Source organism: Kocuria rhizosphaericola (assembly GCF_044462205.1).
In the GTDB taxonomy this organism is placed as follows: domain Bacteria; phylum Actinomycetota; class Actinomycetes; order Actinomycetales; family Micrococcaceae; genus Kocuria; species Kocuria rhizosphaericola.
In genome coordinates, this window is the sequence record NZ_JBISWK010000079.1 from 1 (window position 1) to 10,014 (window position 10,014).

The 10,014-nt window shown below is 71.8% G+C and carries 9 protein-coding genes; 6 read left to right on the top strand and 3 right to left on the bottom strand.

The genetic code is table 11. From position 1 onward, the window contains the following. Window positions 1–1,500 (top strand): 2-oxoglutarate dehydrogenase, E2 component, dihydrolipoamide succinyltransferase (gene sucB / locus ACH9D2_RS08240; RefSeq protein ID WP_396362355.1); only part of this gene is annotated, 1,500 nt, incomplete at its 5' end. 132 nt (window positions 1,501–1,632) lie between these two features. Then, window positions 1,633–1,980, top strand: coding sequence for a hypothetical protein (locus tag ACH9D2_RS08245; RefSeq protein WP_396362356.1), 348 nt, complete (start codon window positions 1,633–1,635; stop codon window positions 1,978–1,980). Window positions 1,981–2,017: 37 nt separating this feature from the next. On the opposite strand, the gene ACH9D2_RS08250 is transcribed toward ACH9D2_RS08245, so the two are convergent. After that, the gene (locus ACH9D2_RS08250; protein ID WP_396362357.1) at window positions 2,018–2,296 is read right to left on the bottom strand and encodes a hypothetical protein; all 279 of its coding nucleotides are present in this window, start codon (window positions 2,294–2,296) and stop codon (window positions 2,018–2,020) included. 1,405 nt (window positions 2,297–3,701) lie between these two features. On the opposite strand from ACH9D2_RS08250, the gene lipB reads away from it, so the two are divergent. The 3 genes from lipB to ACH9D2_RS08265 all read left to right on the top strand — a co-directional run bounded on the left by lipB (window position 3,702) and on the right by ACH9D2_RS08265 (window position 6,392). Continuing rightward, entirely contained in the window at window positions 3,702–4,403 is a 702-nt protein-coding gene (gene lipB / locus ACH9D2_RS08255; RefSeq protein WP_396362358.1) for a lipoyl(octanoyl) transferase LipB, read from the top strand. 70 nt (window positions 4,404–4,473) lie between these two features. After that, the gene (gene lipA, locus ACH9D2_RS08260; protein WP_396362359.1) at window positions 4,474–5,481 is read left to right on the top strand and encodes a lipoyl synthase; all 1,008 of its coding nucleotides are present in this window, start codon (window positions 4,474–4,476) and stop codon (window positions 5,479–5,481) included. Window positions 5,482–5,606: 125 nt separating this feature from the next. Continuing rightward, complete coding sequence (locus tag ACH9D2_RS08265; RefSeq protein ID WP_396362360.1) at window positions 5,607–6,392, top strand: DUF4191 domain-containing protein; 786 nt, start codon at window positions 5,607–5,609, stop codon at window positions 6,390–6,392. 80 nt (window positions 6,393–6,472) lie between these two features. Here ACH9D2_RS08265 and ACH9D2_RS08270 read toward each other — a convergent pair whose 3' ends face one another. Then, window positions 6,473–6,919, bottom strand: coding sequence for an RDD family protein (locus tag ACH9D2_RS08270; protein WP_396362361.1), 447 nt, complete (start codon window positions 6,917–6,919; stop codon window positions 6,473–6,475). Window positions 6,920–7,116: 197 nt separating this feature from the next. Here ACH9D2_RS08270 and glnA point away from each other — a divergent pair, with 197 nt between their 5' ends. Further along, window positions 7,117–8,541 carry a type I glutamate--ammonia ligase gene (gene glnA, locus ACH9D2_RS08275; protein WP_396362362.1) on the top strand — a complete coding sequence of 475 codons (1,425 nt, stop codon included), beginning with the start codon at window positions 7,117–7,119 and terminating at the stop codon, window positions 8,539–8,541. Between the two features lie 91 nt (window positions 8,542–8,632). On the opposite strand, the gene ACH9D2_RS08280 is transcribed toward glnA, so the two are convergent. Continuing rightward, complete coding sequence (locus ACH9D2_RS08280) at window positions 8,633–9,952, bottom strand: IS256 family transposase (protein ID WP_396362363.1); 1,320 nt, start codon at window positions 9,950–9,952, stop codon at window positions 8,633–8,635. Window positions 9,953–10,014: the final 62 nt, after the last annotated feature.

Consider the following 10,014-nt stretch of genomic DNA (forward strand, 5'->3'; position numbering starts at 1 on the left):
GAGGAGCAGGCCCCGCAGGCCGAGGCCCAGCAGACGGGCGAGGGCAGCGAGATCACCCTGCCCGCCCTGGGCGAGTCCGTGACCGAGGGCACCGTGACCCGGTGGCTCAAGCAGGTCGGTGACGAGGTCGCCGTCGACGAGCCGCTGCTGGAGGTCTCCACCGACAAGGTCGACACCGAGGTCCCCTCCCCCGTGGCCGGGACCCTGCTGGAGATCCGCGTGCAGGAGGACGAGGACGCCGAGGTCGGCCAGGTCCTGGCGATCATCGGCTCCGGCTCCGCCCCCTCCGGGGACGAGCCCGCCGACAAGCCGGCGGAGAAGCCCGCCGAGGACTCCTCCGCGGAGGAGAAGCCGGCGAAGCAGTCCGCCGCCGGTGGCGAAGGATACGAGGGCTCCGCCTCCGGGAAGCAGGAGAAGGCTGCTTCCCGCGACGAGGCCCTGGTCGAGACCGACGAGCCCGTCCTGGCCGACACGTCCGGGGACGAGCAGCAGGACGACGCGCAGCGCGACGGCGCCCGCACCGAGAAGGCGGAGGCCCCGACCGGTGACAACTCGTCCTACGTGACCCCGCTGGTGCGCAAGCTCGCCAAGAAGGAGGGCGTGGACCTCTCCACGCTCACCGGCACCGGTGTGGGCGGTCGCATCCGCAAGCAGGACGTGCTGGCCGCCGCGGAGGAGCAGAAGGGCGCCGCGGCTCCGGCCGCCGGAGCTCCTGCCGAGTCGGGCGCTGCCGCTCCGGCGCAGGAGGCCACCCCGGCCGCGCCGAAGGCGGACGCCAAGCGCGGGACCACCGAGAAGGCCCCGCGGATCCGGATGACGATCGCCCAGCGCATGCGCGAGTCGCTGCAGGAGGCCGCCCAGCTGACCCAGGTGACCGAGGTCGACATGACCCGTGTGGCCGTGCTGCGCGGCCGGGCGAAGGCGAAGTTCCAGGAGCGGGAGGGCGCCAAGCTCACCTACCTGCCGTTCTTCGCCAAGGCGGTGGCCGAGGCGCTGCAGGCCCACCCCAAGCTCAACGCCACCTTCAAGGAGGCCGAGAAGGAGATCGTCTACAACGGCTCGGAGAACATCGCCATCGCGGTGGACACCCCGAAGGGCCTGCTGGTGCCGGTCATCAAGAACGCCGGCGACCTCAACCTCGGCGGCCTGGCCAAGCAGATCGCCGACCTCGGCTCCCGGGCCAAGGACGGCAACATCACGCCGGACGACCTCACCGGCGGCACCTTCACGATCACGAACCTCGGCTCCTTCGGAGCCCTGTTCGACACCCCGATCATCAACCAGCCGCAGGTCGCCATCCTCGGCACGGGGTCGATCGTGAAGCGTCCGATGGTCGTCTCCGACGCCGACGGCAACGACACCATCGCCATCCGTCAGATGTGCTACCTGTCGCTGACCTACGACCACCGCCTGGTGGACGGCGCGGACGCCGGACGCTTCCTCCAGGCGCTCAAGGCGCGCCTGGAGGAGGGCCGCTTCGAGTCCGAGGTCGGCCTCTGACCGGTCGGGTGCCGGTCCCCGGTCCCCGCTGATCGCCTGCGGAGGACCCACCGCGACGAGAGGGCGTGTTCCTGGTCACAGGGAGCACGCCCTCTCGGCGTGCGCGGGCGGCGCTCCGATAGGCTCGGAAGCATGTCTTTCCTGACCGGACTCCTCGTCTTCCTGCACCTCGTCGGCGCCGCGATCATCGTGGGCGCCTGGATCTACACCATGAAGCGCCCGACGGTGTCCCCCGGACAGTTCCACGCCTCGCTGCTGAGCCTGGTGACCGGTCTGCTGCTCGTGGCGATCTACGAGATGGGCGACGGCGACGTCAACCACGCCAAGGTCGCCGTCAAGCTGCTGGTCGCCCTCGCGGTGGCGGTCGCCGCCTTCGTGGGGCAGCGGAGGAGCAGGCGCGGGGAGACGGTCTCGACCGGCCTGGCCCACGCCGTGGGCGGGCTGGCGCTGATCAACATGGCGGTCGCCACGCTCTGGTGAGCCGCGTCCTCCACCACCGGACCCCCGGCGCTGCCCGTCAGCCCCGGGGGTCCTGCCGTGCCGGCTCCTGCTGTTCCGGGCCCGGCGACGCCGTCGCACCGGCCGCGGGCTCCACCCGGGCCAGCCGCCAGCCCCGCTCCCCGTCGACCAGGGCCACGAGGACCGTCTGCACCCATCCGTCCCCCGCCCGTTCCACGGACGGGTCCGAGTCCGGCTCGCCCCGGTAGCCGGCCACCCGCACCTCGGCCACCAGCTCGACCGTGCCCGGCTCCGCGGGACCCGCCGGCGCGTCCCGGATGCTCTGCACCTCGAGCACGAGCCCGGGAAATCCCCCGCGTCCCGCGCGATGGTGTCCCGGTCGTCCTCCGCGGCCTCCGCCCCGGGCGCGTACACCTCCTCCAGCAGCCGGGCGTCACCGGTCCGCAGGGCCTCGCCCCGCCGCGCCACCAGCTCCCGCAGCGCCCGCCGGGGATCCGCGACGGCGGAGGGGGCCTGCGGCGGCCCGCTGACGGGCCCAGCACCCGGTTCCGCGGGGTCCGCGGTGGTGGCCGGTTCCGTCATCGTCGCCGGGTCCGACGTCGCGGCCTGATCCGACGTCGCGGCCGGACCCGCCGTCGTCGGCGGGACCGGGTCGGAGCCCTCCTGCGGGAGGAGGGCGGTGCCCCCGGCGGCCAGCAGCAGCGCCGCGGCACCGACGAGCAGGGACCGGCGCCCGCTCCGCCCGGTCCGGTCCGAGCGGGCGGCCGGGACCGGCGGAGCGTCCGGGGCCGCCTCCGGGGCCCGCGCGAGGCGGTCGGCCAGGTCCGCCGCGGTGGGCCGGGCCGACGGATCGGCGTCGAGGGCGGCCTCGACCGCCCGGACGAGGCCGGTCGGGGCGCCGGGGCACAGCAGGGACAGGGGCATCCGCCGTGCCTCCCGGGCCGGTGCCCGCCCGGTGAGCGCCGCCCATCCGAGGGCCCCGAGCTCGCGGACGTCGTCCTCCGGGCTCCCGGCCGCCGTGCCCGCGCGCACGGCGGCGGAGAGCCCTGCACCGTCCGTCGTGGCCGTGGTCGCCGTGGTGCGGAACAGGATCTGCCGGGTCGAGAGCTCACCGTGGCACCGGCCGAGGGCGTGCAGGGCCGCCAGACCGGTCGCGGCGTCCCGGAGCACGGCGGCCGCCTCGGCCGGCTCCAGCCGGCCGCGCTCGGCCAGCCGGTCGGCGAGGGAGCCGCCCGCCAGGAAGTCCTCGACCAGTCCCACGGGCGCCGCCGCCGGGCCCAGCAGCCCGCGCACGGCCACGAGGCAGGGCTCCTCCCGGCCGCCCAGGGCCACTGCGAGCGACAGGGCCGCGGCCCGCGACCGGTCGCGCTCCGGGCCGGGCCCCTGCGGGCAGGAACGCAGGACGAAGTGCTCCCCGGAACGCGCCTCCCGCACGAGCCACGAGCGCCCGCCCAGGCGGCGCACCGGCTCCAGACCGTCCTCGGGCGGGAGCCGCGGGGGCGTGTCCTCCGCCGGCGTGCCGGTGGACGGGTCGAGGCCGCCGCGCCCACGGTCCTCGCGGACGGCCGCGGCGAGCCGTGCCCGCGCGGAGACGGGCAGGGCCCGGGTGGCCTCGTGGTGGCCGCCGTGCGCGGCGGGGCGCTGGTCCATGCCCCCAGCATGCCCGCCGGCGCCCGCGGCCGTGGACGCCGTCCACAGCCTCCGCCGCGCGCTCGGGGCCGGGCGCGCGATAGGCTGGGGACATGTCCCTCTGCTTCGAACGGCTCGGCTTCGATCCGCACCTCGTCGACTACCGCTCGGCGCTGGAGCTGCAGAAGAACGTGCACCGCGAGGTCGTCGCGGGCGAGCGGGCCAACACCGTGCTGCTGCTGGAGCACCCCCCGGTCTACACGGCCGGTCGGCGCACCGAACGCCACGAGTACCCCGTCGACGGGACCGAGGTCGTGGAGATCGGTCGCGGGGGCAAGCTCACCTACCACGGACCCGGAATGCTCGTCGGCTACCCGATCGTCCGGCTGACCACGCCCATCGACGTCGTGCGCTTCGTGCGCCTGCTCGAGGAGATCATCCTGGCCGTGGTCGCGGACTTCGGGGTGGAGGCCACCACCGTGGCGGGTCGCTCCGGGGCCTGGGTGCTCGCCGACGAGCACGGGCCGGACCGCAAGATCGCCGCCATCGGCGTGCAGGTCTCCAAGCGGACCACCATGCACGGCTTCGCCCTGAACTGCTCCAACGACCTGCAGCCGTTCGGCAAGATCATTCCCTGCGGCATCACCGACGCCTCCGTCACGAGCCTCTCGCAGGAGACGGGCCGGCTCGTGACCCCGGAGACGGTGGTCGCGCGCGCGGAGCAGGAAATATTCGCCCGCCGGGACGAGTTGTGCGAACAGTTCGTCCCTTCGGGGACCCCGGGTCCCCTGCCCTGGCCCACCGCCGTCAGCTGACCCGCGCCGCCCCCGGGACCACCGGGACCGTGAGCGCACCACCGTCGACATCTCGACAAGGAGACCGACCATGACCGTCGCCCCCGAGGGCCGCCGCCTGTTGCGCGTCGAGGCGCGCAACGCCGAGACACCGATCGAGAAGAAGCCCTCCTGGCTGAAGAACACGGCGCGGATGGGCCCCGAGTTCCAGGAGCTGAAGTCGCTCGCCCGCGGCAAGGGCCTGCACACCGTGTGCGAGGAGGCGGGCTGCCCCAACATCTACGAGTGCTGGGAGGACCGCGAGGCCACCTTCCTGATCGGCGGCTCCAAGTGCACCCGCCGCTGCGACTTCTGCGACATCGCCACGGGCAAGCCCGACCTGCTGGACGTCACCGAGCCCCGCAAGGTGGCCGAGTCCGTCAAGGAGCTGGGACTGCGCTACGCGACCGTCACGGGCGTGGCGCGCGACGACCTCGACGACGGCGGGGCCTGGCTGTACGCGGAGACCATCCGCGCGATCCACACGCTGAACCCGAACACCGGCGTGGAGATCCTGATCCCCGACTTCCAGGGCGTGCCCGACCGGCTGCAGCAGGTCATCGACGCCGAGCCCGAGGTCTTCGCCCACAACGTCGAGACGGTCCCGCGCATCTTCCGCCAGATCCGGCCCGCCTTCACGTACGAGCGCTCCCTGGACGTGATCACCCAGGGCAAGGACGCCGGGATGATCACCAAGTCCAACCTCATCCTCGGCATGGGCGAGACGAACCAGGAGATCTACGAGGCGCTCTGCGACCTCAACGACGCCGGGTGCGACATCATCACGCTCACCCAGTACCTGCGCCCCTCCCCCCTGTTCCACCCCATCGACCGGTGGGTCAAGCCCGAGGAGTTCGTGGAGCTCTCCGAGATGGCCGAGGAGATCGGCTTCCTGGGCGTCATGGCCGGCCCGATGGTCCGGTCCTCGTACCGCGCCGGCCGGCTGTGGGCCCGGGCCATGGAGAAGTCGGGCCGGCCGATCCCGTCCCACCTGGCGCACATCGAGGACACCGGCAGCGCGTCCCAGGAGGCGTCCTCGCTCGTCCAGCGCCTCGGCTGAGGACGGGCCGGGCGCGGCCGCGCCCACCCGCTAAACTGGAGGACGGACCACGGCCGGGCGCTTCGACGCGCTCGGCCGCAGGTCCCCCGGAACACCGCCACCGCACCACAGGACGAGGTCTCACCGTGTCACCTTCCCACGCCAACTCGCGCCCCACGTCGCGATCCACCTCCCCCGGGAAGCCGACCGGGAAGCCCACCCGGGCGCAGAAGCGCGAGGCGAAGAAGCAGCGGAAGGCGACCAAGGGGCCGGGCTTCCTGAGCCAGATCAAGCAGGTCTTCAAGATGACCCGCGAGGTCGAGCCCAACATCGGCTGGTGGATGCTGCTGATCGGACTCGGCGTCATCCTGGCCTTCCTGCTCGTCGGCATCCTCCTCGGCAACTGGATCACCGGGCTGCTCATCGGCCTGCCCTTCGCCCTGCTCGCCGCCTCGTTCTACCTCTCCCGGCGGGCCGAGCGCGCCGCGTTCGCCCGGATCGAGGACCAGCCCGGGTCCGCCGGCGCCGCGCTGTCCGCGCTGCGCCGCGGCTGGATCGTCGAGGACCAGCCGGCCGCCATGGACCCCCGCACCCGCGATCTCATCTTCCGCGCCATCGGCCGGCCCGGCGTGGTCCTCGTGACCGAGGGCCCCGCCGGGCGGGTCGACAAGCTCGTCGCCAAGGAGCGCCGCCGGATCGGCCCCGTGATCCAGAACGTGCCGATCCACGTCATCAAGACCGGCAAGGGCGAGGGCCAGGTGCCGCTGCGCCAGCTCTCCAAGCAGATGAAGAAGCTCGACAAGAAGCTCACCCAGCAGGAGGTGCAGACCGTGCACAAGCGGATCAGCACCCTGGGCAACCGCCTGCCGATCCCCAAGGGCGTGGACCCGATGCGCGCCCGCCCGGACCGCCGGGCCATGCGCGGCCGCTGAGCCGCCGGCCCGACCGGTCACGACGGAGCCCCTCGCCNGGCGAGGGGCTCCGTCGTCGCACCAGGGGACCGTGCCGCGCCTCAGCGGGTACGGACGAGGACCGTGTCGGCCGCCCGGTCATGCAGGCCGCGCTGGTCCGGGTCGAACACGACCGCCGGGATCACGAGGCACAGCAGGAGGGAGCGGACCGCGGCGCGGGCGAAGCCCGCCGACCGCCCGGCCAGCGTCTGCACCTGAAGGCCCAGCAGCAGGTGCCCCGGGGTGTGGCCGGTCGCGCCGACCAGCAGCACGTTGAGCAGGAACAGGAAGGCCAGGGTCATCAGACCCTGCCCGTTCCACTGCGGCACGAGCCACTGGGCGAGCGCCCAGCACACGTACCAGTCCACCACCAGGGCCACGACCCGCCGCCCCACGCGTCCCACGGAGCCCGGCCCCTGCTCCGGGCGCCCGAGGCGCTGCCCCGGGTACTGCTGCCGGCCGGTCCCCGGCCCCTCGAGCCAGGAGCCCACATCACTTCTGTCGATCATCCCCCCAGGGTATCGGGGAGGACTCCCCTAGACTGGCGGGGGACCGTGGCTCCCCCGGCGGGACTCCTGCGTAACACCGAGGAAACACCCGGGACACGGAGCCTTAATGCCCGGTCCGTAGCGTTGTCCCCGGAAACGGACGCCGACCGAGAGCTCGTGGCACGGCGGTCCAGCCCACCTAACAAGGAGAGCAGCACATGTTCCAGACACCCGAGGAAGTCCTCGCCTTCATCAAGGACGAGGAGATCGTCTTCGTCGACGTCCGGTTCACGGACATGCCCGGCGTGCAGCAGCACTTCAACCTCCCCGCCAAGGCGGTGGACGACGACTTCTTCGTGCACGGACAGCTGTTCGACGGCTCCTCCATCCGCGGCTTCCAGGGCATCGCCGAGTCCGACATGCAGCTCATCCCGGACCCGACGTCGGCGTTCGTGGACCCCTTCCGCGTCGAGAAGACCCTCGTGGTCACCTGCTCGATCGTGAACCCCCGCACCGGTGAGCCCTACCACCGCGACCCCCGCGGCGTCGCCGAGCGCGCCGAGGCCTACATGGCGTCGACCGGCATCGCCGACGTCGCCAACTTCGCCTCCGAGGCCGAGTTCTTCGTCTTCGAGGACGTCCGCTACGACATCCAGCCGCAGGGCTCCTTCTACGCCATCGACTCCGACGAGGCCGCGTGGAACACGGGCCGCAAGGAGGAGGGCGGGAACCTGGGCAACAAGACCGCCACCAAGGGCGGCTACTTCCCCGTCTCCCCGGTCGACAAGCAGGCCGACCTGCGCGACGCCATGTGCGTGGCCCTGGACGAGGTCGGCCTCGAGGTCGAGCGCTCCCACCACGAGGTGGGCGCTCCCGGCCAGGCCGAGATCAACTACAAGTTCAACACCCTGACCAAGGCCGCCGACGACCTGCAGAAGTTCAAGTACGTCATCAAGAACACGGCGGACGCCTTCGGCAAGTCGGCCACGTTCATGCCCAAGCCCGTCTACAACGACAACGGCTCCGGCATGCACTGCCACCAGTCCCTGTGGAAGGGCAGCGAGCCGCTGTTCTACGACGAGAAGGGCTACGGCGGGCTGTCCGACCTCGCCCGCTGGTACATCGGCGGCCTGCTCGAGCACTCCTCGGCCGTGCTGGCCTTCACCAACCCGACGGTCAACTCCTACCGCCGCCTGGTCAAGGGCTTCGAGGCCCCGGTCAACATGGTGTACTCGCAGGGCAACCGCTCCGCCGGCATCCGCATCCCGATCACGGGCACCAACCCGAAGGCCAAGCGCCTCGAGTTCCGCGCCCCGGACCCCTCGTGCAACCCGTACCTCGCCTTCGCCGCCCAGCTGATGGCGGGCCTCGACGGCATCCGCAACCGCATCGAGCCGGCCGACCCGATCGACAAGGACCTCTACGAGCTGCCGTGGGAGGAGGCCAAGGACATCAAGAAGGCCCCGGCCTCGCTCGAGGAGGCGCTCCTGGCCCTGGAGGAGGACCACGAGTTCCTGCTCGCCGGTGACGTCTTCACCGAGGACACCATCCAGTCCTGGATCGAGTACAAGCGCGAGTTCGAGCTCAAGCCGCTGTCCGTGGTCCCGCACCCGCTGGAGTTCTCGCTGTACTACGGCGTCTGAGCCGCAGCAGCACTGCCGGGAAGGCCCCGGACCCCTCGAGGGGTCCGGGGCCGGGACTGTCGCTCTAACGGTGTAAGAGGCGTTTCCATGGTTAGTGGTTCTCCGCCGCCGGCATCCGGTCGGCGAAGGTGATGGCAAAGGCGTTCAGCGCCGGCTTCCACCGTGTGATCCATCGTGTCTGCCCGGTGCCCTTGGGGTCCAGACTCCGCACGACCAGGTACAGCGTCTTCATCGCCGACTGCTCGTTGGGGAAGTGCCCCCGGGCCCGCACGGCCCGACGGAACCGGGCGTTGAGGGACTCGATCGCGTTGGTCGAACAGATGACCCGGCGGATCTCCACGTCGTAATCCAGGAAGGGCACGAACTCCGTCCACGCCCCGCGCCACAGCCGGCTGATCGCCGGGTACCGGGCGCCCCACTTGTCCTCCACCTCCTCCAGGGCGGCCTCCGCGGCGGCAGCGGTCGGGGCGGTGTAGACGGGCTTCAGGTCCTTGGCGAGCTCGTCCCAGTACTTCCGCGAGGCGTAGCGGAACGTGCCGCGGATCAGGTGGATGATGCACGTTTGGACGATCGCGGCCGGGAAGACCGCGTTGACGCTGTCGGGCAGGCCCTTGAGCCCGTCGCAGACCACGAAGAACACGTCCTTGACCCCGCGGGACTTCAGGTCGTTCAGGACCGCGTACCAGAACTTCGCGCTCTCCCCGTCGCCGTCCCCGGCCCACATCCCAAGGATGTCCTTGTGCCCGGCCAGGTCCACCCCGATCGCGGCGTACACGGGCCGGTTGCGGACCTGCCCGTCGCGGACCTTCACCATGATCGCGTCGATGAACACCGCCGCGTAGACCTGCTCCAGGGGCCGGGCCCACCAGGCGGTCATCTCCTCGATGACGCGGTCGGTGATCCTCGTGACGGTGTCCTTGGAGACCTCCGCGCCGTAGACCTCGCCCAGGTGGGCGCTGATTTCCCCGGTGGTCAGGCCCTTGGCCGAGAGCGAGAGAACGACCTGGTCCAGGTCCGACAGCCGCCGCTGGCGCTTCTTGACGATCACCGGCTCGAAGCTGGCTTCCCGGTCGCGGGGGACCTCGATCTCCACGGGGCCGGCGTTGTCGGTGATGACCGTCTTGGACCGTCGCCCGTTGCGCGAGTTGCCGCGGTTGCGGCCCCCGGGCTCGCCGTGCTCGTAGCCGAGGTGTTCGTTCATCTCCTCGTCCAAGGCGGCCTCGACGACCATCTTGGTCAGCTGCTTCAGCAACCCTCCCGGACCGGTCAACGCCGCCCCGTTCGCTCTAGCCTGGCGGACCAGCTCCCGGACGGTTTCCTGCTCCGCCGCAGACAGCTCCGGTGTCTCTTCCGGCTGCTCGCCGGGTGTCGGTGGGCTCACGTCCACCAGTGTCTCGATGTTCTCGCTCATGTCGACCCTCCAACCCCATTCGGGGCGATTGGGCCTCTTACACCGTTACTGCGATAGTCCCC

What these genes read in the sequence shown, in the direction of transcription:
- ACH9D2_RS08245 (WP_396362356.1), top strand. Translation starts at nt 1,633, where the DNA reads ATGTCTTTCCTGACCGGACTCCTCGTCTTCCTGCACCTCGTCGGCGCC.
- lipB (WP_396362358.1), top strand. Translation starts at nt 3,702, where the DNA reads ATGTCCCTCTGCTTCGAACGGCTCGGCTTCGATCCGCACCTCGTCGAC.
- lipA (WP_396362359.1), top strand. Translation starts at nt 4,474, where the DNA reads ATGACCGTCGCCCCCGAGGGCCGCCGCCTGTTGCGCGTCGAGGCGCGC.
- ACH9D2_RS08270 (WP_396362361.1), bottom strand. Translation starts at nt 6,919, where the DNA reads ATGATCGACAGAAGTGATGTGGGCTCCTGGCTCGAGGGGCCGGGGACC.
- glnA (WP_396362362.1), top strand. Translation starts at nt 7,117, where the DNA reads ATGTTCCAGACACCCGAGGAAGTCCTCGCCTTCATCAAGGACGAGGAG.
- ACH9D2_RS08280 (WP_396362363.1), bottom strand. Translation starts at nt 9,952, where the DNA reads ATGAGCGAGAACATCGAGACACTGGTGGACGTGAGCCCACCGACACCC.